The 20708-nt window shown below is 71.8% G+C and carries 21 protein-coding genes; 14 read left to right on the plus strand and 7 right to left on the minus strand.

Annotated features, from left to right (window positions below):
- Nucleotides 1-3 precede the first annotated feature (3 nt).
- Nucleotides 4-1785, plus strand: a complete 1782-nt coding sequence (locus KLP28_14775) for an NAD(P)-binding domain-containing protein (protein QWC84803.1) — start codon at nt 4-6, stop codon at nt 1783-1785.
- A gap of 22 nt (nt 1786-1807) precedes the next feature.
- Here the strand turns inward: KLP28_14775 and KLP28_14780 are convergent, their stop codons facing one another.
- Together KLP28_14780 and KLP28_14785 are read right to left on the minus strand one after the other, a co-directional pair.
- Complete coding sequence (locus KLP28_14780) at nt 1808-2290, minus strand: VOC family protein (protein ID QWC84804.1); 483 nt, start codon at nt 2288-2290, stop codon at nt 1808-1810.
- The gene (locus KLP28_14785) at nt 2290-2844 is read right to left on the minus strand and encodes a CGNR zinc finger domain-containing protein (protein ID QWC84805.1); all 555 of its coding nucleotides are present in this window, start codon (nt 2842-2844) and stop codon (nt 2290-2292) included. Before KLP28_14785 ends, KLP28_14780 begins: the two co-directional genes overlap by 1 nt.
- An 86-nt stretch (nt 2845-2930) precedes the next feature.
- Between KLP28_14785 and KLP28_14790 the strand changes: the two genes are divergently transcribed.
- The gene (locus KLP28_14790; protein ID QWC87007.1) at nt 2931-3974 is read left to right on the plus strand and encodes a DMT family transporter; all 1044 of its coding nucleotides are present in this window, start codon (nt 2931-2933) and stop codon (nt 3972-3974) included.
- On the opposite strand, the gene KLP28_14795 is transcribed toward KLP28_14790, so the two are convergent.
- The 3 genes from KLP28_14795 to ccrA all read right to left on the minus strand — a co-directional run bounded on the left by KLP28_14795 (nt 3862) and on the right by ccrA (nt 7522).
- Nucleotides 3862-4938 carry an AI-2E family transporter gene (locus KLP28_14795; protein ID QWC84806.1) on the minus strand — a complete coding sequence of 359 codons (1077 nt, stop codon included), beginning with the start codon at nt 4936-4938 and terminating at the stop codon, nt 3862-3864. The genes KLP28_14790 and KLP28_14795 overlap by 113 nt on opposite strands.
- Nucleotides 4938-5990: a hypothetical protein gene (locus KLP28_14800; GenBank protein ID QWC84807.1), complete on the minus strand. Its 1053-nt coding sequence runs from the start codon at nt 5988-5990 to the stop codon at nt 4938-4940. The genes KLP28_14795 and KLP28_14800 overlap by 1 nt, the downstream gene beginning before the upstream one ends.
- Nucleotides 5991-6184: 194 nt before the next feature.
- A complete protein-coding gene (gene ccrA, locus KLP28_14805) occupies nt 6185-7522 on the minus strand; it encodes a crotonyl-CoA carboxylase/reductase (protein ID QWC84808.1) in 1338 nt (445 codons plus the stop codon).
- Between the two features lie 172 nt (nt 7523-7694).
- Between ccrA and KLP28_14810 the strand changes: the two genes are divergently transcribed.
- From KLP28_14810 to KLP28_14830, 5 genes are read left to right on the plus strand one after another with little or no spacing between them, the layout of a single operon-like run.
- Complete coding sequence (locus KLP28_14810) at nt 7695-8939, plus strand: divalent metal cation transporter (protein ID QWC84809.1); 1245 nt, start codon at nt 7695-7697, stop codon at nt 8937-8939.
- Nucleotides 8936-9706 carry a LamB/YcsF family protein gene (locus KLP28_14815; GenBank protein QWC84810.1) on the plus strand — a complete coding sequence of 257 codons (771 nt, stop codon included), beginning with the start codon at nt 8936-8938 and terminating at the stop codon, nt 9704-9706. The genes KLP28_14810 and KLP28_14815 overlap by 4 nt, the downstream gene beginning before the upstream one ends.
- Nucleotides 9703-10329 carry an allophanate hydrolase subunit 1 gene (locus KLP28_14820; protein ID QWC84811.1) on the plus strand — a complete coding sequence of 209 codons (627 nt, stop codon included), beginning with the start codon at nt 9703-9705 and terminating at the stop codon, nt 10327-10329. The genes KLP28_14815 and KLP28_14820 overlap by 4 nt, the downstream gene beginning before the upstream one ends.
- Nucleotides 10330-10334: 5 nt before the next feature.
- Nucleotides 10335-11201 (plus strand): biotin-dependent carboxyltransferase family protein, encoded by an 867-nt coding sequence (locus KLP28_14825; GenBank protein ID QWC87008.1) that lies wholly within the window; start codon nt 10335-10337, stop codon nt 11199-11201.
- Entirely contained in the window at nt 11198-11986 is a 789-nt protein-coding gene (locus KLP28_14830; GenBank protein ID QWC84812.1) for a putative hydro-lyase, read from the plus strand. The genes KLP28_14825 and KLP28_14830 overlap by 4 nt, the downstream gene beginning before the upstream one ends.
- Before the next feature lie 42 nt (nt 11987-12028).
- Here the strand turns inward: KLP28_14830 and mce are convergent, their stop codons facing one another.
- The gene (gene mce, locus KLP28_14835) at nt 12029-12487 is read right to left on the minus strand and encodes a methylmalonyl-CoA epimerase (protein ID QWC84813.1); all 459 of its coding nucleotides are present in this window, start codon (nt 12485-12487) and stop codon (nt 12029-12031) included.
- A gap of 164 nt (nt 12488-12651) precedes the next feature.
- Between mce and KLP28_14840 the strand changes: the two genes are divergently transcribed.
- The 6 genes from KLP28_14840 to KLP28_14865 all read left to right on the plus strand — a co-directional run bounded on the left by KLP28_14840 (nt 12652) and on the right by KLP28_14865 (nt 18178).
- Nucleotides 12652-13848 (plus strand): acetyl-CoA C-acetyltransferase, encoded by a 1197-nt coding sequence (locus tag KLP28_14840; GenBank protein ID QWC84814.1) that lies wholly within the window; start codon nt 12652-12654, stop codon nt 13846-13848.
- Nucleotides 13849-13873: 25 nt separating this feature from the next.
- Complete coding sequence (meaB, locus tag KLP28_14845; protein ID QWC84815.1) at nt 13874-14866, plus strand: methylmalonyl Co-A mutase-associated GTPase MeaB; 993 nt, start codon at nt 13874-13876, stop codon at nt 14864-14866.
- 180 nt (nt 14867-15046) lie between these two features.
- Entirely contained in the window at nt 15047-15259 is a 213-nt protein-coding gene (locus KLP28_14850) for a hypothetical protein (protein QWC84816.1), read from the plus strand.
- A gap of 154 nt (nt 15260-15413) precedes the next feature.
- Nucleotides 15414-15800 carry a PH domain-containing protein gene (locus tag KLP28_14855; GenBank protein ID QWC87009.1) on the plus strand — a complete coding sequence of 129 codons (387 nt, stop codon included), beginning with the start codon at nt 15414-15416 and terminating at the stop codon, nt 15798-15800.
- 135 nt (nt 15801-15935) lie between these two features.
- A complete protein-coding gene (locus KLP28_14860) occupies nt 15936-17624 on the plus strand; it encodes a choice-of-anchor I family protein (GenBank protein QWC84817.1) in 1689 nt (562 codons plus the stop codon).
- Nucleotides 17625-17665: 41 nt separating this feature from the next.
- A complete protein-coding gene (locus KLP28_14865; GenBank protein ID QWC84818.1) occupies nt 17666-18178 on the plus strand; it encodes a MarR family transcriptional regulator in 513 nt (170 codons plus the stop codon).
- Between the two features lie 16 nt (nt 18179-18194).
- On the opposite strand, the gene KLP28_14870 is transcribed toward KLP28_14865, so the two are convergent.
- Nucleotides 18195-18908 carry a flavodoxin family protein gene (locus tag KLP28_14870; protein ID QWC84819.1) on the minus strand — a complete coding sequence of 238 codons (714 nt, stop codon included), beginning with the start codon at nt 18906-18908 and terminating at the stop codon, nt 18195-18197.
- A gap of 60 nt (nt 18909-18968) precedes the next feature.
- Here KLP28_14870 and KLP28_14875 point away from each other — a divergent pair, with 60 nt between their 5' ends.
- On the plus strand, nt 18969-20693 hold the full coding sequence (locus KLP28_14875) for a methylmalonyl-CoA mutase (protein ID QWC84820.1): 1725 nt from the start codon (nt 18969-18971) through the stop codon (nt 20691-20693).
- Nucleotides 20694-20708 lie beyond the last annotated feature (15 nt).

The following is a 20708-nucleotide window of genomic DNA, read 5'->3' on the forward strand; positions in this document are numbered from 1 at the left end:
GCCATGGCTGAAGAGATCACCACCGCAGGAGTAGTCGGGCTCGGCACCATGGGTGCGGGCATCACCGAGGTCATCGCCCGCCACGGCGTCTCCGTCGTCGCCGTCGAGCGCGACCGGGCGGCGCTGGACCGTGGCCGTGAGGCCGTCGAGCGGTCGACGCAGCGCGCCGTCACGGCGGAGAAGCTCAGCGCCGAGGAGCGCGAGCAGCTGCTCGGCCGCCTGACCTTCACGACCTCCCTCGCCGACCTCGCTGACGCCCAGCTGGTCATCGAGGCCGTCACCGAGGACGTCGCGACCAAGACCGAGGTACTCGCAGCCCTCGACGGCATCGTCGCCGAGGACGCCGTGCTCGCGACCAACACCTCCTCGCTCTCGGTGACCGAGATCGCCACCGTCACCAAGGACCCCGCGCGTGTGGTCGGGCTGCACTTCTTCAACCCCGCCCCCGTGCAGCCGCTCGTCGAGGTCGTCACCACCGTCGTCGCCTCGCCGACGACCGTTGCCACCGCGACCGCCTTCGCCGAGAAGCTGGGCAAGACCGTCGTCACCGTCGGCGACAAGGCGGGCTTCATCGCCAACGCGCTGCTCTTCTCCTACCTCAACCACGCCGTCCGCATGTTCGAGGAGCGGTACGCCTCCCGCGAGGACATCGACGCGGCCATGCGCTTCGGCTGCGGCTACCCCATGGGACCGCTGGCGCTGCTGGACCTGGTCGGGCTCGACACGGCGTACGAGATCCTCGCCTCGATGTACGAGCAGTCCGGCGACCGGCTGCACGCCCCGGCGCCGATCCTCAAGCAGATGGTCACCGCAGGCTTGCTGGGTCGCAAGACCGGTGCCGGCTTCTACACCTACGAGGGGGTCGGCTCGTCCTCGACCGTGCCCGACTCCCGGACGCCCTCGGCGGACGACAAGCCCGAGCTGAAGCACACGATCAGCACCGTCGGCGTCGTCGGCACCGGCACGATGGCCGCCGGCATCGTCGAGGTCTTCGCGAAGGCGGGCTACGACGTGGTCTGCGTGGGCCGCAGCGACGCGAAGGCCCAGGCCGTCGCCGACAGCCTGGCGACGAGCATCGACAAGGCGATCGCGAAGGGCCGCTTCGAGGAGTCGAAGAAGGACGAGACCGTTGCGCGCGTCAGGCCGTCGACCTCGATGGAGGACCTCGCCGACGTCGACATCGTCGTCGAGGCCATCGCCGAGGACCTCGCGATCAAGACCGCCCTCTTCGAGAACCTCGACCGCATCTGCAAGGACGGGGCCATCCTCGCCACCACGACGTCCTCGCTGCCGATCGCGCAGTGCGCTGCCGTCACGAAGCGGCCCGGCGACGTGATCGGCATGCACTTCTTCAACCCGGCGCCGATCATGAAGCTCGTCGAGGTCGTCTCCACCGTCTCCACCGACGCCGACGTCACGGAGTCGGTCACGGCGCTCTGCTCCGCGATCGGCAAGGTGCCGGTGAACTGCGGCGACCGCGCCGGCTTCATCGTGAACGCGCTGCTGTTCCCCTACCTCAACGACGCGGTCTCGATGCTGGAGGCGCACTACGCCAGCGCCGACGACATCGACACGGCGATGAAGCAGGGCTGCCGCCTGCCGATGGGACCCTTCGCGCTGCTCGACGTGGTCGGCAACGACGTGTCGCTCGCGATCCAGAAGGAGCTGTACGCCGAGTTCCGCGAGCCCGGCTTCAAGCCTGCACCGCTGTTGCAGCACCTGGTCACCGCGGGCTACCTCGGCCGCAAGACCGGCAAGGGCTTCCGGGACTACAGCAGACGCTGAGGCGTACGCCCCGTGGGTCGTCTCAGGTGAGGCAGAACTCGTTGCCCTCGGGGTCGGCCATCACGATGAAGCCCAGCTCGAACGCCGCCGGCTCGAAGCGGGCGGTGCGGGTGGCGCCGTGGGCGACCAGCCGCGCCGCCTCGGCCTCGAGCGCGTCCATGCGGGCCTGACCGCGCAGGTCGCCGCCACGCCGCAGGTCGAGGTGGACGCGGTTCTTGGCCGTCTTGGCCTCGGGGACCCGGAGGAACAGCAGCCGGGGGCCGGTGCCCGTCGGGTCGACGATGGCGTACGCGGAGTCCCACTGCTCGCGGGGCACGTGCTGCTCGGCCAGGAACGCGTGCCAGCGGGCCAGGACCTCCTCGGGGTCACGCGACGCGTCCGCGGCCTCCTCGGAGTTCGGTGGAGGGTCGACGGCGTACCCCTCCGGGTCGAGCACGTGGAGCCAGAAGCGCCCCAGCAGCGCGGGCGAGGCCGCATCGAAGGTGACCTGGAGCGTCGGGGACATCAGCCGGCCTCCTGCGCCTGGCGGGCGCGGTACGCCGCGACCGCGATGCGGTTGCCGCAGGAGGTGGAGCAGAATCGCCGGGAGCGGTTGCGGGAGAGGTCGATGACCACCCCGCTGCAGTCGGTGGCGTCGCAGGTGCTCATGCGGCCGTACTCGTCCGCCCTGATCACGTCGAGCACGGCCATCGCCGACTCCACCATGATGCGACGGTCCAGGCGCGCGTCAGCCGGCACGGCGTGCACGTGCCAGTCGAAACCGCCGTGGCGGACGAGCTGGGGCATCGCGCGGCACTCGGTGAGCATCGTGTTGACGATCTCGGCGGCGTCGTCGCGGTCGGCGAGCACGAGCTCGCGCAGGCGGGGTCGCATCGCGCGGACGGCAGCGAGCTCGTCGTCGTCGCCGGACACCCGACCCGAGTAGTAGCGCTCCTCCAGGAAATCGGCGAGGTCCTCGGGGGTCTCCAGCACCTCCACCGGGTCCTCACCGTGCGGCGCGGTGTTCACCAGGTCCTCGAGCGCCTTGAGTGCCACCAGCGTGTCATGTGCGAAAGCCATGTTGAGACCTTACCAATTCTGCACTAGTGTCACGCGCCATGACCGCTGTTGCCCATGACGCCGCCCATGACGCTGCCGGTGTCAACATCCCCGCCGGGTCCGGCGCCTGGGCCGGACTCGTCGTCGCCCTCGTGAGCGCGGCCGCCTTCGGCCTCTCCGGCGCGGTCGCCAAACCCTTGCTGGAGGCAGGGTGGAGCGCCGGCGCCGTGGTGGTCGCGCGGGTCGGGCTCGGAGCCCTTGTGCTGGCGCTGCCCGCACTCCGCGCTCTGCGCGGACGGTGGGGTCTGCTCGCCGCGCACGTGCCCCTGGTGCTCGGGTACGCCGTGCTGGCTGTCGCGGTCGTCCAGCTCGCCTTCTTCTCCGCCGTGCGCACCATCCCCGTCGGGGTGGCCCTGCTGTTGGAGTACCTCGGCCCGGTGCTCGTGGTGATCTGGGCCTGGATCGTCCACGGCAGGCGGCCGGACCGGCTGACCTGGACGGGAGGAGCGGTCGCGCTCGCAGGCCTCGCGCTCGTCCTCGACCTGGCCGGCGTGGGCCCCATGGACATGGGCGGCGTCGCCTGGGCGCTGCTCGCAGCGGTCGGCCTGGCCGGGTACTTCATCATGTCGGCCGACTCCTCGCCCCTGCTCCCGCCGGTCGTCCTCGCTGCCGCAGGGATGGCGGTGGGCGCGGTCCTCCTCCTGGTGGCGGGACTCGTGGGTGTGGTGCCGCTGGCGGCCTCCTCGGACACGGTCGCGTACGCGGGCGTCGTCGTACCCGTCTGGGTCCCGATCCTGGCGCTCGGCGCCGTCTGCGGTGCCACGGCGTACGCCACCGGGATCGTCGCGAGCCGGCGGCTCGGGTCACGGCTGGCGTCGTTCGTGGCGCTCAGCGAGGTGCTCTTCGCGATGCTCTTCGCGTGGGCTCTGCTGGGGGAGCTCCCCCGGCCGGTGCAGGTGGTCGGGGGCGTCGTCGTGCTCGGCGGCGTGCTGGTCGTACGCCTCGGTCAGGCGCGCGAGCAGCTGCGGGAGCAGACGGTCACCGCCGGTCCTGGGACGGCACCAGCACCTCGCGGTGCAGCACCAGCAGCGACGCCGCCACCGGCACGGCGAGCAGTGCCCCGAGCACGCCGAGGAGCGTGGCCCCGGTGAGGGCGGCGACGAGGATCACCGGGCCCGGGACATCGACGGTGCGCGCCATCACCCGCGGGTAGACCAGGTAGTTCTCCACCTGCTGGTAGACCACGGCGAACACCAGGCACGCGATGCCGGTCGGGATGTCGGTGGCGAAGCCGACGCCGACCACGAGCGCGCCGCCGATCGTCGCGCCGACCAGGGGGATCACGTCCAGGAGCGCCACGACGAGCGCCAGCGCCACGGCGTACTCGCCCAGCCCGACCACGACCAGGAAGACCAATGTGGTCACCCCGGCGACGGCTGCGACCACCACGGCGCCCGAGACGTAGCCGCCCACGGTGCGCAGCATCTCGTCGCCCAGCGCGCTCACGCGGTCGCGACGGCTCGCCGGCGCCAGCTGGTACGCGGCGGCCTTGATCTGGGGGAGACCCAGCAGGAAGTACAGCGTCAGCACCACGAGGAAGAAGGCGTTGACCAGACCCGCCAGGAAGGCGAGCCCGAACCCCAGCGCCCCGCCGAAGGCGGTCCTCACCAGGCCGCCGTCGAGGAAGAAGCTCTGGATGCGCTCGACGACCTGGTAGTTCTCGTCCAGGGTGCGGATGGCCTCGTTCCCGGCCAGCGCGTCCAGCCACATGGGCACCGAGTCGCGCAGCGCGACGACCTGGTCCACCAGCACGGGCACCAGCAGCAGCACGAAGCCGACCAGCACGAGCAGGAGACCGACCGTTACGGCGGCCACCGCCCGGCCTCGGGTCAGCCCTCGCCGCTGCAGACGTGAGGTGAGGGGCTCCAGCCCCACGGCGAGGAACGCCGCCACCACGACCAGGACGAGCACCTGGCGCAGGTCGGCGAGCAGGCTGAGCAGGAAGTACGCCGTGAGGGCACCGGTGGCCCCCAGGAAACCGATGGCCAGCGGAGACCGCCGGTCGAAAGGACGTCCCCGTGCGCCGAGGGCGCGCGGGGACGTCTCGTCGGACATCAGTCCTCGGTCTCGCCGCCGCCGAAGCCGGAGACGACGTCGCGGAGCGCGCCGAGCTGCCCGACGATGCCGTCGCGTCGCTTGGTGAGCCGCTCGACCTCCGAGCGCAGGTCGGCCAGCTCGCGCTCGACCTCGTCCTTGCGCTCGTCGATCAGGGTCTCGGCCTCACCCCGTGCGCGGGCGACGGTCTGCTCGGCCTCGCGACGCGCACGGGTGAGGAGCTGCTCCGCCTCCCGTGCGGCGGAGTCGCGCTGCTCGGTCGCGAGCTGGGTGACCTCGCGGGCGCGGTGGTCGGCCGCGGTGGCTCGCTCCTCGGCCTCGGCGACGATGCGGTCGGTCTCGGCGACGGCGGTGTCGTGGTGCTCGGCCGCCTCGCGGGTGAGGCGCTCCTTCTCCACGGCGAGCGTGCGTCGAGCCTCCTGGACCTCGCGCTCGGCGGCGGCCCGCATGGCCTCCGCGTCGCGCTTGGCCGACGTGCGCAGCGACGTCGACTCCTGGTTGGCCGCCAGGCGCACCTGCTCGGCCTCCCGCTGGGCGTCACCCAGGACCGACTCGGCCTCGGACTTGGCGAGCGCGCGCTCGCGGTCGAGACGCTCGGTCTGCTCGGCTCGCTGCTGGTCCAGCTCCTGCAGCTGCACCATCTTCATGTCCTCGGCGTCGCGGTGCGCCTCCTGCGTCATGCGTCGCGCCTCGCGCTCGGCCTGCTCGCGGATGTCGTCGGCCTGCCGGCGGGCGTTGTCGATGACCTCGGCAGCCTGCTCCTCGGCCAGGCGGAGCATCTCGCTCGCCTTGCCGCCGAGGCTCGCGTACGAGGGTGCCTGCGCCTCACCCTGGGCCGCGCCGCCCTCGGCGGACTCGAGCTCGGTGATGCGGGCCGACGCCTCCTCGAGACTCGCCTTCATCGCCGCGCGCTCGGTCGCCAGGGCGGCGAGGCGACGGTCGACCTCGGCACGCTCGTAGCCGCCACGTCGGGCGATCGTGAAGGGCGTCCCGGCCGACGGGCCAGCAGCCTGCGTGTAGTGCGAGGGAGTGGTGGAGGTGTCGTTGCTCATCTGGGCTCGCATACCTTCTCGTCGAGGGTGGTCGAGCGGCTGCTCGAGGGTCTCTGCGGCCAGAGGGTACCTCTCGGGAAGCCCGCCACGACGCACGCAGGGCCGCGCCTCGCCGGGGGTTCGTGAACCGGCGGGACGCGGCCCTGCGGAGCCGCTGTGGGGGTCGCTGGGAGCCCGTCGTGCGACGGCCCTGGTCAGACGCCGCGGAAGCGGTTGATGGCGTCGACGTGCTCGGCGCGCATCTCCTCGTCGCCTACGCCGAGACCCTCCTCCGGGGCCAGGCACAGCACGCCGACCTTGCCCTGGTGCTTGTTGTGGTGGACGTCGAGCGAGGCCTGGCCGACCTCGTCGAGGGAGTAGACCCGCGAGACCGTCGGGTGGATCTTGCCCTGCGCCACGAGGCGGTTGGCCTCCCACGACTCGCGGTAGTTCGCGAAGTGGCTCGAGATGATCCGCTTCAGGTTCATCCACAGGTAGCGGTTGTCGTACTGGTGCATGTAGCCCGAGGTCGACGCGCAGGTGGTGATGGTGCCGCCCTTGCGGGTGACGTACACCGAGGCGCCGAAGGTCTCCCGGCCCGGGTGCTCGAAGACGATGTCGATGTCCTCGCCGCCGGTGAGCTCACGGATCTTGGCGCCGAAGCGCTTCCACTCCTTGGGGTCCTGGTTGTGCTCGTCCTTCCAGAAGCGGTAGTCCTCCTCCGAGCGGTTGATGACCATCTCGGCGCCCATGGACCGCGCGATCTGCGCCTTCTCCTCGTTGGAGACCACGCAGACCGGGTTGGCTCCGCCGTTGAGGGCGTATTGCGTGGCGAAGCCGCCGAGACCACCCGAGGCGCCCCAGATCAGGACGTTGTCGCCCTGCTTCATCGCGCCGCCGTTCCTGGAGACCAGCTGGCGGTACGCGGTGCAGTTCACGAGGCCGGGGGAGGCGGCCTCCTCCCAGGTGAGGTGGTCCGGCTTCGGCATCAGCTGGTTGGACTTCACCAGCGCCACGTGCGCCAGGCCGCCGAAGTTGGTCTCGAAGCCCCAGATCCGCTGCTGCGGGTCCATCATCGCGTCGTCGTGGCCCTCGGGGTCCTCGAGCTCGACGGAGAGACAGTGCGCGACGACCTCCTGGCCGGGCTTCCACTTGGTGACGCCCGGTCCGGTCTGCAGCACGACGCCGGACAGGTCGGAGCCCACGATGTGGTACGGCAGGTCGTGACGGGCCGTGAGCGGCGAGATGCGGCCGTAGCGCTCGAGGAAGCCGAAGGTGGAGACGGGCTCGAAGATCGAGGTCCACACGGTGTTGTAGTTGATGGCCGAGGCCATGACGGCGACCAGCGCCTCGCCCGGGCCCAGCTCGGGCATCGCGACGTCTTCGACGTGGAGGGACTTGCGCGGGTCCTTGTCGCGGGACTCGACACCCTCGAACATGTCGACCTCGTCCTTGTGGACGGTCGCGGCGCGGTAGGACTCGGGCAGGGCGAGGTTCGCGAACTCCTCGCCGGCTGTGTCGCCGGCGAGGATGGCGTCGAGGATCTGCTGCACGGGGTGGCTCCTTCGGGGGGTGGAGTCAGGCGGGTGTCGGGCAGGACGGCGGCGCGACCGCACAGGACGCGCCCGCGAGCAAGGTATCGACGCGGGTGCCGCGCGTCAGCCAGGTGTGACGGACGCCGCGCACGGGGTGCGGGATCGTCGGCAGATGTGATGTCGTGGCCGTATGACTCAGCCCACACCAGCCCCCTCCGGTGCCGAGGGCACGGACGGGTCCGGGACCGGCGGGCCGGGCGTGGTCACGAGGTCGACCATCCTCGGCGCGATCTTCCTCATGGCCACCAGCGCCGTCGGCCCCGGGTTCCTGACGCAGACCGCGGAGTACACCGCCCAGCTCGGCGCGGCGTTCGCCTTCGCCATCCTCGTCTCGGTGCTCGTCGACATCGCCGTCCAGATGAACGTGTGGCGTGTCATCGGGGTCAGCGGGATGCGTGCCCAGGAGCTTGGTAACAAGGTGCTGCCCGGGGCCGGCTGGGCGCTCGCCGGACTCGTCGTGATCGGCGGGCTGGTCTTCAACATCGGCAACGTCGCCGGCTCCGGGCTGGGCACCCAGGCGCTGCTCGAGATCGACCCGCGGGTCGGCGGAGCCGTGTCCGCGGCGATCGCCATCGCGATCTTCCTCTCCAAGCGCGCCGGGGCGGCGCTGGACCGCATCGTGGTCGTGCTCGGCGTGGTCATGCTGGTCGCCGCGCTGGTCATGACCTTCACCAGCGACCCGCCGTACGCCCAGGCCCTGCGCGAGAGCGTCGCCCCCAGCACGGTGGACGCGGTCGCGATCGTCACCATCATCGGCGGCACCGTCGGTGGCTACATCACCTACGCGGGCGCCCACCGCCTGGTGGACTCCGGCGCCACCGGCATGGAGAACGTCGGCGCCATCACCCGGTCCTCGGTCATCAGCATCGTGACCACCGGGGTCATGCGGACGATCCTGTTCCTCGCGATCCTCGGTGTCGTCGCCGCCGGCGCGGAGCTCTCCGAGAGCGACCCCATGGGATCCGCGTTCCAGGCCGCCGCCGGGGAGTTCGGTCTGCGCATGTACGGCCTGATCCTCTGGGCGGCGGCCCTCACCTCGGTGATCGGCGCCGCGTACACCTCGGTGTCGTTCCTGACCACCAAGAACACGCCGCGTCGCGTCGTCACCGCGCTGACGTGCGGCTTCATCGTGCTCACGGCCGGCATCTTCGTCGCGGTCGAGCAGACGCCGACCACGCTGCTGATCTTCGCGGGCACCTTCAACGGTCTGATCCTGCCGCTGGGCCTCACCCTGTTGCTGTGGGTCGCCTGGCGGCGGCGCGACCTCATGGGCGGGTACGCCTACCCGCGCTGGCTCGCGTCCGTCGGCCTGGTCGGCTGGGGCATCTCGCTGTGGATCGCGGTCCTGGCCGCCTCGGAACTGGGCAAGCTGTGAGCCGGGTCGCGAGGACGGTCGACCTCAACAGCGACGTGGGGGAGTCCTTCGGGCGGTGGCGCCTGGGCGACGACGACGCGGTGCTCGCGACCGTCTCCAGCGCCAACGTCGCCGGGGGCTTCCACGCCGGTGACGCCTCGACGCTGCGCCGGTGCTGTGCCACCGCAGCCGAGCGCGGCGTGGTGATCGGTGCCCAGGTGGGCTACCGCGACCTGGCCGGGTTCGGTCGTCGGTTCATCGACTACGACGCCGGGGAGCTGACCGACGACCTGCTGTACCAGCTCGGCGCGCTCGAGGCGATGGCCCGCGTCGCGGGCGCCCGGGTGGCGTACGTCAAGCCCCACGGGGCGCTCTACAACACCTGCGTCACGCACGAGGAGCAGGCCGCGGCCGTGGTCGCCGCGGTCACGGCGTACGACCCCTCGCTCCCGCTGCTCGGGCTCCCCGGCTCGGCGCTGCTCGCGGCCGGGGACGCAGCCGGGCTGCGGACCGTGAGGGAGGCGTTCGCCGACCGCGGCTACACCGCCGAGGCCACCCTGGTGCCGCGGACTCAGTCCGGCGCCCTGCTGGAGGACCCCGACGAGGTCGCGGCCCGGGTCGTGCGCCTGGTCACCGAGGGGGTGGTGACCGCGGTCGACGGCACAGAGGTGGAGGTGGCGTGCGACTCGGTCTGCGTCCACGGCGACTCCCCGGGGGCGGTGGAGATGGCGACGGCCGTCCGCGACGCCCTGGTCGCGGCGGGCGTGCGCATCGAGGCGTTCGCATGAGGGTGCTGCCGTACGGGGACCGGGCCCTGCTCGTCGAGCTCGACGACACCGCCGCCGCCGTCGCGTGGGCACGCGGCCTCGCCGAGCGGCCGCCGGAGAGCGCGGGAACGACTGTGGGAGAGGTCGTGCCCGCGGCCCGGACCGTGCTGGTCGCCGCCGCCGACGGCGCCTCGGTCGGAGACCTCCGCGCGGTGGTCGAGGACGTGACGCCCCTGGCTGCGGAGGAGGTCGCCGACGAGGAGGTCGTCGAGATCCCCGTCGTCTACGACGGGGACGACCTCGAGGAGGTCGCCCGGCTCACCGGCCTCGACCGCGACGGTGTGGTCGCGGCCCACACGGGCCAGGAGTGGCAGGTCGCCTTCGGCGGCTTCGCGCCGGGGTTCGGCTACCTCGTGGGCGAGGACGACCGGCTCCACGTGCCCCGGCGCGAGGAGTCGCGCACGGCCGTGCCCGAGGGGGCCGTCGGTCTGGCGGGGGAGTTCAGCGGGGTCTACCCGACCGAGTCCCCCGGCGGCTGGCAGCTGATCGGCAGGACGCGCGAGCGGATGTTCGACCTGGACCGGGAGCCCGCCGCGCTGCTGCGGCCCGGCGTCCGCGTGCGCTTCCGGGAGGTGCGGTCGTGAAGGGCATGAGGGTGGCAGCAGTCGGTCCGCAGGCGCTCGTGCAGGACACGGGACGGATCGGTCACGCGGGCATCGGGGTGGGCCGCAGCGGCGCCGCGGACCTGGGGTCGTACGCCGCCGGCAACCGCGCCCTGGGCAACGAACCGGGCGCCGCCGCCGTCGAGACGCTCCTCGGTGGCCTCGCCGTCGGGGTCGGGGGCGACCCGCTGTGGATGTGCGTCACGGGCGCGCCCTGCGACGTGCACGTCGACGAGCGGCCCGTCGGGTCGCACCGGGTGTTCTCCGCGGCACCGGGGAGCACGGTGCGGCTGGGGACGCCGTCGCGCGGTGCCAGGTCCTACCTGTGCGTCCGCGGCGGCATCGACGTGCCGGTCGTGCTGGGCTCGCGCAGCACCGACCTGCTCTCGGGGCTGGGACCGGGCCCGCTCCGAGCCGGCGACGTGCTCGCCGTGGGGCCGAGCACCGCCGACCTCCCGGCCGCCGACATGGTGCCGACCCCGGACCTGCGCACCGACGACCAGCCGGTCGAGCTCCGCGCCGTCCGCGGCCCCCGGGAGGACTGGCTCGCCGACCCCGAGGCGCTCACGACCACGACGTGGCGGGTGAGCGACCGCAGCAACCGCGTGGGCGCCCGCCTCGAGGTCGCCGACGGCCCAGGACTCGCTCACGCAGGTGCCGCGGAGCTGCCGAGCGAGGGCGTACGCCGGGGTGCGGTGCAGGTGCCGCCCAGTGGCGAGCCGGTGCTCTTCGGGTCCGACCACCCGGTGACGGGCGGCTACCCGGTCGTGGCGGTCGTGGTGGACGCCGACGTCGACCGGGCCGCACAGCTGCGGCCGGGACAGGCTCTGCGGTTCCGCTGGGTCAGGCCGTGACGCCCGAGCAGCGGGCGGCGGCGACCCCGCAGGAGGCGCGGGCGCTCTTCCGCGACGGGCTGGTCACGCCGACGGCGGGGTGGAGCGCCGGGTTCACCCAGGCCAACCTGGTGGTGCTGCCGCGCAGCGAGGCGTACGACTTCCTGCTCTTCGCCCAGCGCAACCCCAAGCCCTGCCCGCTGCTCGACGTGCTCGACGCCGGCGCCACCGCGGGCGCGCTCCTGGACGGCGACATCCGCACCGACGTGCCTGCCTACCGCGTCTTCGTCGACGGGGATCTGGTCGAGGAGACGCCGGAGGTCACCGGGTGGTGGCGCGAGGACCTCGTGAGCTTCCTGGTGGGCTGCAGCTTCACCTTCGAGCGAGCCATGCTGGAGGCGGGGCTGCCGGTGCGGCACGTGGAGGAGGACCGCAACGTCCCGATGTACCGCACCGACCGCCGCTGCCGGCCCGCCGGCGACCTGGCCGGACCCCTGGTGGTGTCGATGCGTCCGGTGCCGGCGCACCAGGTGGCCGACGCGGTTCGCGTGACATCGCGCTATCCCGGCGTCCACGGTGCACCGGTGCACGTCGGTGACCCGGCCGCGTTGGGCATCGCCGACCTCGCGCGACCCGACTACGGGCAGCCCGTCACGGTCCGCGAGGGCGAGGTGCCGGTGTTCTGGGCGTGCGGGGTGACCCCTCAGGCGGTCGTCGCGGAGTCGCGCCCACCGCTGGCGATCACCCACGCGCCGGGGCACATGCTGATCACCGATGGCAGGGACGCGGACCTGCTGGTGCCGTGAGCCCGCCGGAGCAGCCCGTAGTGCTGGGTCCGGCAGACGCCCTCAGTGCGCGGAGTCGGCGGCCGGCTCGACCAGCTCGACGAGCACGCCACCCGCGTCCTTGGGGTGCACGAAGTTCACGCGGGAGTTCGACGTGCCGCGCTTGGGGGTGTCGTACAGGAGCCGCAGGCCCTTCGCGCGGAGCGCGTCGGCGACCTTCTCGACGTCGGTGACGCGGTAGGCGAGCTGCTGCAGGCCGGGACCGGAGCGGTCGATGAACTTCGCGATCGTCGCGGTCTCGTCGAGCGGCGCGAGCAGCTGGATGCACTGCTCGGTGTCGGCGACGCGCATCATCGCCTCGCGCACCTTCTGCTCCTCGTTGACCTCCTCGTGGGCGAGCTGCATGCCGAAGACGTCGCGGTAGAGCGCGATGGCCTCGTCGAGGTCGGGCACGGCGACACCGACGTGGTCGATGCAGACGAACAGCGGGTCGGGGATCTCGATGTCAGCGGCGATGCTCATGCAGCGCATCGTCGTACGCCCCGCACGCGAGGGCAACGCCCCGCGCCTGGTGTGTGAGCGGCGCCTCATCGGCGGGCGTGATCTGCCCCTCGTCGTGACCGGCCGCCGGCGGCTAGGGTCAGGGCGCCTGACCGACCGTCGTCTCCCGACCTCTGGAGTCCCTGATGAGCCAGCAGTCCCCGTCCGTCATCGTCGCCGGAGCGCGTACGCCCGTCGGCCGCCTGCTCGGTGGCCTCTCCAGCCTCTCCGCGGCCGACCTCGGCGCCGTCGCCATCAAGGGCGCGCTCGAGAAGGCGGGCGTGAGCCCCGACCAGGTCGACTACGTCGTGATGGGCCAGGTCATCCAGGCCGGTGCCGGCCAGAATCCGTCGAAGAAGGCCGCCGAGCTCGCCGGTCTGCCGATGGGTGTCCCCACGATCACCATCAACAAGGTGTGCCTCTCGGGCATCAACGCGATCCACCTGGCCGACGCCCTGGTGCGCTCGGGCCAGTTCGACGTCGTGGTCGCGGGTGGCATGGAGTCCATGAGCCAGGCGCCGCACCTGCTGCCGAACTCGCGCACGGGCTTCAAGTACGGCGACACCAAGCTGGTGGACTCGATGGCCTACGACGCGCTGTTCGACCAGAAGACCCAGCAGGCCATGGGTGCGCTGACCGAGCAGTGCAACGCCGCGGGCGAGAAGCTCTCCCGTGAGGAGCAGGACGCGTTCTCCGCGCAGAGCCACCAGCGGGCGGCCAACGCCTGGAAGAACGGTCTGTTCGAGGACGAGGTCGTGCCGGTCCCGATCCCGCAGCGCAAGGGCGACCCGGTCATGGTGACCGAGGACGAGGGCGTGCGCGGCGACACGACGCCGGAGAGCCTCGGCAAGCTGCGCGCGGCCTTCGACCGCGAGGGCACCATCACCGCCGGCTCCGCCTCCCAGATCTCCGACGGCGCTGCCGCCGTCGTGGTCATGAGCAAGGCCAAGGCCGAGGAGCTCGGGCTGGACTACCTGTGCGAGATCGGAGCCTCCGGCCAGGTGGCCGGTCCCGACTCGACGCTGCAGCTGCAGCCCGCGCGCGCGGTGCGCGCCGCGGCGGAGAAGGAAGGCATCTCCGTCGACGACATCGACCTCTTCGAGCTCAACGAGGCGTTCGCCGCCGTGGGCATCGAGTCGGCCAAGCAGCTCGGCATCTCCCAGGAGAAGGTCAACGTCAACGGTGGCGCCATCGCCATCGGGCACCCCGTCGGCATGTCCGGTGCACGCATCACCCTGCACCTGGCACACGAGCTCAAGCGCCGCGGCGGTGGCGTCGGCGCCGCTGCGCTGTGCGGCGGCGGCGGACAGGGCGACGCGCTGATCATCCGTGTCCCCAGCTGATCCTGGCTCCGGCACGAGGCCTGACGTGAGCACGGCCGACCGGTCCCCTCGACGGGGCCGGTCGGCCGTCTCCGTCCCCGATCTCGTCGAGGAGGCGCGGGCCGGCCGGCCGCGCGCGGTGGCGCGCCTCATCTCGCTCGTTGAGGACGAGTCGCCCTTGCTGCGCGAGGTGATGGCGGCCCTGGTGCCGCACACCGGCCATGCGCAGGTCGTCGGCATCACCGGCTCACCGGGGGTGGGCAAGTCCACCTCGACCTCGGCGCTGGTCTCCCAGCTCCGTGCGGCGGGCAAGCGGGTCGGGGTGCTCGCGATCGACCCGTCCTCGCCGTTCTCCGGCGGGGCTTTGCTGGGAGACCGCGTACGCATGCAGGACCACGCGCTCGACCCGGACGTCTACATCCGGTCCATGGCCTCCCGCGGCCACCTCGGCGGACTCTCGTGGGCCACCCCGCAGGCGCTGCGCGTGCTCGACGCGGCCGGTTGCGACGTCGTGCTCATCGAGACCGTCGGTGTGGGACAGAGCGAGGTCGAGATCGCCGGGCTGGCCGACTCCACCATCGTGCTGCTGGCCCCCGGCATGGGTGACGGGGTGCAGGCGGCGAAGGCCGGCATCCTCGAGGTCGGCGACATCTACGTCGTCAACAAGGCCGACCGTGACGGGGCGGACACCGTCAGGCGCGAGCTCCGCGCGATGCTGGCGCTGGCCGAGCGACCGGCGGACGCCTGGCGACCCCCGATCCTCAAGACCGTCGCGGCGAGGGCCGAGGGTCTCGACGACGTCGTCGCCGCGCTCGCCGAGCACCACGACCACCTCGAGGCCTCGGGCGAGCTGCACCGCAGACGCGTACGCCGTGCCCGCGACGAGGTGGAGTCGATCGCGCTGACGAAGCTGCGGTCGCGCTGGGCCGACGTGTCCCAGCGCACCGAGCTCGACGAGCTCGCCGCCCAGGTGGTGGCGGCGGAGACCGACCCGTACGCCGCGGCCGACGCGCTGCTCGAGGCGTACGGCCAGGGCTGAGCGCGGCCTCGGCCCGCGCGCGACTGCCTCACCGTGTGACCGGTGTGGCTCCTGTGGCGTGAGTGAGGAGTCTGCTAGACACGACTCGGCGCTGCGTGTCGGTGCCACCCCGCATTACCCCGCGTCAGCCCGCATCAGCCCGCATCAGCTCCGTGCCCCTTCCCCCGACACGAGGCCACCATGAAGAAGATCGTCATCGCGCTCCTGATCGTGTTCGTCCTGTGGGCGATGATCCAGCGCCCTGCGCAGGCTGCCGACTTCACCCAGACCGCCGGTGCCTGGACCTGGGACATGACGCAGCAGGTCTTCGGCGGCCTCATCGACATGGGCGACCGGCTCTTCACCGGTTCCGGTTCGGAGAACGCGGGCAGCCTCGGGTCGACGAGCGGCTGAGCGAGTGCTCGACTGGTTGCGGCGGCACCTCGCCGACCCCCAGGTCGCGTCGCGGTTGCAGCGGCACCTCGACGAGACGCTCGTGGTCGAGGTGCGCAAGCACTGGGTGGTGTACCTCAAGCCGGTCGGCTGGCTCCTGCTCGGGCTCGGCGTCATGAGCCTCACGCTGTGGTGGTGGCAGGTGGGCTGGCTGCTGTTGATCCTGGGCGCCGGCCTGGTGCTGTGGGGTCTCTACCGCTTCCTCGAGCAGTACAACGACCGCTTCGTCGTCACGAACCTGCGGGTCTTCCGGGTCACGGGGGTCTTCGACCAGCAGTCGGCCTCCACGCCCCTGCGCCGCGTCCTGGACATCACGGTGCGCAAGCCGCTGATCGGGCGGATGCTCGGCTACGGCCACTTCATCTTCGAGTCGGCCGCCCAGGAGCAGGGGCTGCGCGAGATCACGTACGTGCCGGACCCCGACGGGTCGGAACAGACCATCCAGGACCAGGTGCTGCGCACGGTCGCCTCGCGGCGGCCGGACATCAACATCGACACCTGAGACCGGGTCTTGAGTCCGGCTCCTGAGACCGGCTCCTGGGACACACGGGCGGCCACCTGCGTGCCCAACGCTGTTCACCGACACGACACGCGCCGGACCGCCGGGATCCACACCTGCTCAGAAGGATCTCGCGCCATGAGGACTTCTGAGCGCCGCGGGCGCCGTCTGGGTCTGGCTGCGGCCGCCATCGCCACCTCGTCCGCGCTGGCGTTGAGCGGTGCGACGACGTCCGCGAGCGCCGCCGACGGCGCCGATCTCGGCGACGTCCCTGCGGTGGAGCGGGGCGCGAGCTCCGCCGGGTCGGTGCTCGGCACGTACGCGTCGGGCTTCTTCGACGCCGGCGTTGCCGAGATCGTCGCGCACGCCCCGCGCCTGCAGCGGGTCTTCACGGTCAACTCCGGTGCCGGCACCCTCGACGTGCTCGACGTCGCCGACCCGACCGCCCCGACCAAGGTCGGTGAGATCGCGACCCCGGGCGCCAACAGCGTGGCCGTCCGCCGGAACCTGCTCGTGGTCGCCCAGCAGGCGAAGACGAAGACCGACCGTGGCACGTTGGCCTTCTTCAACGCGCGCACGCTGAAGCCCCTCGCTCGGGTGCGCGCCGGTGCCCTCCCGGACATGGTGACCTTCAGCGCCGACGGCCGCTACGTGATCGCGGCCAACGAGGGCGAGCCCGAGGGGTACTGCGCCGGCCAGGTCGACCCGGTCGGCTCGGTGACGATCGTGCGGTTGCCGGCGCAGCGCAAGAAGCTGCGGGTCACCCAGGTCGGCTTCGGCCAGTTCAACGGGGTGGCCGGCGCGCTCGAGCGGGCCGGGGTACGCCTCTTCGGCCCCGGCGCCTCGGTGGCACAGGACCTCGAGCCGGAGTACATCACCACCACCGGCGGCTTCGCGTTCGTGACCCTGCAGGAGAACAACGCGATCGCTGTCGTCGACCTGAAGCGGGGACGCGTGGTCACCCTGGTGCCGCTCGGTACCGAGAACCACGCCGTGCCCGGCCACGGCATCGACGCCTCCGACCGGGACGACGCCATCGACATCGCCACCCGACCGGTCAAGGGTCTGCGCCTGCCGGACGCGATCGCCGCCTTCCGCGCGGCTGGGCAGTCCTACCTCATCACCGCCAACGAGGGCGACGCGCGGGAGTACGCGTGCCTCCTCGACGACTCCGGTGAGGAGCAGGCCGAGGACGCGCGCATCGGCGACCTGACACTCGCGCCCACCGTCTTCCCGACCGCCGCGGACCTGCAGAACGACGAGAACCTCGGGCGACTGGGCGTGAGCCTGCTGACCTCCCCGAGCTACACCGACGCCGAGGGCGGGACCGTGTACACCGGGCTCGAGTCCCTCGGCACCCGCTCCGCGACCATCTTCAGCGTCGCGGGGGAGAAGGTGTGGGATTCGGGCGACCTCTTCGAGCAGGTCACGGCCGCGGCCACCCCCGGCATCTTCAACGCCGACAACGCCGAGCAGGACTCATTCGACGGACGCAGCGACAACAAGGGTCCGGAGCCCGAGGGTGTGGTGACCGGCGTCGTGGGCGACCGGACGTACGCCTTCGTCGGTCTGGAGCGGCACTCCGGCATCGTGGTGCTCGACGTGAGCGACCCTCGCGAGCCCGCGTACGTCGACCTGCTGGTGAACCGCGACCTCACGGTCGGCGACACGGAGCCGGGGGAGGACGACCCGACCGCTGTGGGCGACCTCGGACCCGAGGGCCTCGCGTTCGTGGCCGCGGGGGACAGCCCGACCGGGCAGCCACTGCTCATCGTGGGCAACGAGGTCTCGGGCACGACGACCATCTGGGGCCTCGACCTGGGGTGACCGCGCCGCCGCCGCTGTCGGCGGCGTCCTACGATCCGAGCATGCCCGAGCCCGCTGCACCTGAGCCAGCGCTGCCCTTCGATCCCATCGACGAGGCGGCGCGGCAGTGGGGGCTGCGCTGGGACGGTGTGCCGGCGATGCACGCCGTGACCTCCCTGATGCGGGCACAGCAGCTGGTGCTCGCGCGGCTGGACGCGGTGCTGAAGCCGTACGGGATCTCCTTCGCCGGGTACGAGGCCCTCGTGCTGCTGGTCTTCTCCTCGCGCGGCTCGCTTCCGCTGGGCAAGATGGGGGAGCGGCTGCAGGTGCACCCCACGTCGGTCACCTCCATCGTGCGACGGCTGGAGGCATCGGGATGGGTGCAGCGTCGTCCTCACCCCGAGGACGGGCGCGCCGTCCTCGCCGAGGTGACCGCGGCGGGCCGCGACCTCGTGGAGCGGACGACCGCGGACCTGCTCGCGATCGACATGGGGCTCGACGCCCTGGACGACCCCCAGCGTCGCGAGCTCTCGGACGTGCTGCGCGGCCTGCGGCGCGAGGCGGGCGACTTCTGAGGCCGGCGTCGACCGGCTAGCTGCGGTACTCGGGGTTCTCGTAGTCGAAGCGGGCGCCCGCCGCCCAGGCCTCGCGGTCGTTGCCCTCGCGGGGGATGCCGCCGGAGAGCATGCGGGCAAGGTGCAGGAGGTTCCACGTCATGATCGTGGTGTTGCGCTGGGTGAACTCGTTGTCGAAGCCGACCCGCGAGCCGTCGTCGCGCTCGTCGCCGTACGAGGGGCCGGGGCCGGCCTCGCCGATCCAGCCGGCATCGGCCTGCGGTGGCACGGTGTAGCCGAGGTGGGAGAGGGAGTAGAGCGTGGACATCGCCGCGTGCTTGATGCCGTCCTCGTTGCCGGTCACGATCGCGCCGCCGACCTTGCCGTAGAAGATCGACTGACCGTGCTCGTTGAGCTGGCCCGACTGGCCGTACAGGCGCTCGATCAACACGCGGCAGACCGAGCTGACCTCCCCGAGCCACAGGGGCGTGCCGATGACGAGGATGTGCGCGTCGAGCACCTTCTGCCACAGCTGGGGCCAGTCGTCGCGATCCCATCCGTGCTCGGTCATGTCGGGGTACACGCCCGGCGGGACCTCGTGGCTGAGCAGGTGGACCTGCTCCACGGCGACGCCCTGCTTGGCCATGATGGCGGCCGAGGCGCCGAGGAGCAGGCCGGTGTGGCTCTCGCCGGGATCCTTCTTCAGGGTCGTGTTGATGTACAGCGCGCGGAGCTGGTCGAGGTCGGTCACGCCTCACCCGTGCCCAGTCCGGTGGTGGCGGAAAATAGTTGGACGTCCTAGTATTTTCCCATGGCCGACGACTCCACCTCCGCTGACCCCACCGACGCCCGCTCGCGCTGGCAGCAGCGCTACGACGACGCGCTGAGCCGCGGGCGCGTCCGCGACGCCGACTTCACGACGCTGTCCGGTGAGCACGTGGCGCCCGCGTACGGCACGGAGACCTCGGAGTGGCCCGGGGAGTTCCCCTTCACCCGTGGTCTCCACGCCACGGGCTACCGCGGCAAGCCGTGGACCATCCGGCAGTTCGCGGGCTTCGGCAACGCCGCCCAGACCAACGAGCGCTACAAGATGATCCTGAACCGCGGCGGCGGCGGCCTGTCGGTCGCCTTCGACATGCCGACGCTGATGGGTCGCGACTCCGACGACGCCATGAGCGAGGGCGAGGTCGGCCACTGCGGTGTCGCCGTCGACTCCGCCGCCGACATGGAGATCCTGTTCGACGAGATCGACCTGGCCCAGGTCACGACGTCGATGACGGTGTCGGGGCCGGCGGTGCCCGTCTTCTGCATGATGCTCGTGGCCGCGGAGCGGGCCGGGGTGGACACCTCGAAGCTCAACGGCACGCTGCAGACCGACATCTTCAAGGAGTACATCGCCCAGAAGGAGTGGCTCTTCGCCCCCGAGCCGCACCTGCGCCTGATCGGTGACCTGATGGAGCACTGCAACGCCGAGATCCCGGCGTACAAGCCGATCTCGGTGTCCGGCTACCACATCCGCGAGGCCGGGGCGACGGCCGCGCAGGAGCTCGCGTTCACCCTCGCCGACGGGTTCGGGTACGTCGAGCTCGGCCTCTCACGCGGCCTCGACGTCGACCGGTTCGCGCCCGGCCTGTCGTTCTTCTTCGACGCGCACCTGGACTTCTTCGAGGAGATCGCGAAGTTCCGTGCCGCGCGCCGCATCTGGGCGCGCTGGTTGCGCGACGTCTACGGCGCTCAGACCGAGAAGGCGCAGCAGCTGCGCTTCCACACCCAGACCGCCGGGGTGTCGCTGACGGCCCAGCAGCCGTACAACAACGTGACGCGCACGGCGATCGAGGCGCTGTCGGCGGTGCTGGGCGGCACCAACAGCCTGCACACCAACGCTCTCGACGAGACCCTCGCGCTCCCGAGCGAGCACGCCGCCGAGATCGCGCTGCGCACGCAGCAGGTGATCATGGAGGAGACGGGCGTGACCAACGTGGCCGATCCGCTCGGTGGCAGCTGGTACGTCGAGGCGCTCACCGACAAGATCGAGGCCGACGCCTCCGCGATCTTCGACCGCATCCTCGCGCTCGGTGGCACCAGCGCGACGCACGCGGAGCCCGGGCGTCTGGCCGCCGCGGTGGCGGCGGGGGAGAACCCGATGACCCGCGGCATCCTGCGCGGGATCGAGGACGGCTGGTTCACCGGGCACATCGCCGACGCGGCCTTCGACTACCAGCTGGCGGTCGAGAAGGGCGAGAAGAAGATCGTCGGCGTCAACTGCCACACCGAGTCCGTGACCAGCGAGCTGGAGATCCTGCGGGTCAGCCACGAGGTCGAGCGCGAGCAGGTGCGGGTGCTGGGCGAGCGTCGCTCGTCCCGCGACGACGCCGCGGCACGCGCGGCTGTCGTACGCCTGGCCGAGGTGGCGCGCACCGAGGACAACATGATCCCCGCGATGCTCGACGCGTGCCGCGCCGAGGCGACGCTCGGCGAGATCTGCGACGCGCTGCGTGGCGAGTGGGGCGTGTACGTCGAGCAGTCGACGTTCTGAGCCTCGGCCCGGGGC

The organism is Nocardioidaceae bacterium (assembly GCA_018672315.1).
Taxonomy (GTDB): Bacteria; Actinomycetota; Actinomycetes; order Propionibacteriales; family Nocardioidaceae; genus TYQ2.

Bases quoted from the DNA above. Each gene is read 5' to 3' on its own strand.
- KLP28_14795 (QWC84806.1), bottom strand. From the start codon at position 4,938: ATGTCCGACGAGACGTCCCCGCGCGCCCTCGGCGCACGGGGACGTCCT.
- KLP28_14825 (QWC87008.1), top strand. From the start codon at position 10,335: ATGAGGGTGGCAGCAGTCGGTCCGCAGGCGCTCGTGCAGGACACGGGA.
- KLP28_14875 (QWC84820.1), top strand. From the start codon at position 18,969: ATGGCCGACGACTCCACCTCCGCTGACCCCACCGACGCCCGCTCGCGC.
- KLP28_14800 (QWC84807.1), bottom strand. From the start codon at position 5,990: ATGAGCAACGACACCTCCACCACTCCCTCGCACTACACGCAGGCTGCT.
- KLP28_14865 (QWC84818.1), top strand. From the start codon at position 17,666: ATGCCCGAGCCCGCTGCACCTGAGCCAGCGCTGCCCTTCGATCCCATC.
- mce (QWC84813.1), bottom strand. From the start codon at position 12,487: ATGAGCATCGCCGCTGACATCGAGATCCCCGACCCGCTGTTCGTCTGC.
- KLP28_14855 (QWC87009.1), top strand. From the start codon at position 15,414: ATGAGCCTCACGCTGTGGTGGTGGCAGGTGGGCTGGCTGCTGTTGATC.
- KLP28_14850 (QWC84816.1), top strand. From the start codon at position 15,047: ATGAAGAAGATCGTCATCGCGCTCCTGATCGTGTTCGTCCTGTGGGCG.
- KLP28_14810 (QWC84809.1), top strand. From the start codon at position 7,695: ATGACTCAGCCCACACCAGCCCCCTCCGGTGCCGAGGGCACGGACGGG.
- KLP28_14780 (QWC84804.1), bottom strand. From the start codon at position 2,290: ATGTCCCCGACGCTCCAGGTCACCTTCGATGCGGCCTCGCCCGCGCTG.
- KLP28_14775 (QWC84803.1), top strand. From the start codon at position 4: ATGGCTGAAGAGATCACCACCGCAGGAGTAGTCGGGCTCGGCACCATG.
- KLP28_14860 (QWC84817.1), top strand. From the start codon at position 15,936: ATGAGGACTTCTGAGCGCCGCGGGCGCCGTCTGGGTCTGGCTGCGGCC.
- KLP28_14840 (QWC84814.1), top strand. From the start codon at position 12,652: ATGAGCCAGCAGTCCCCGTCCGTCATCGTCGCCGGAGCGCGTACGCCC.
- KLP28_14785 (QWC84805.1), bottom strand. From the start codon at position 2,844: ATGGCTTTCGCACATGACACGCTGGTGGCACTCAAGGCGCTCGAGGAC.
- KLP28_14820 (QWC84811.1), top strand. From the start codon at position 9,703: ATGAGGGTGCTGCCGTACGGGGACCGGGCCCTGCTCGTCGAGCTCGAC.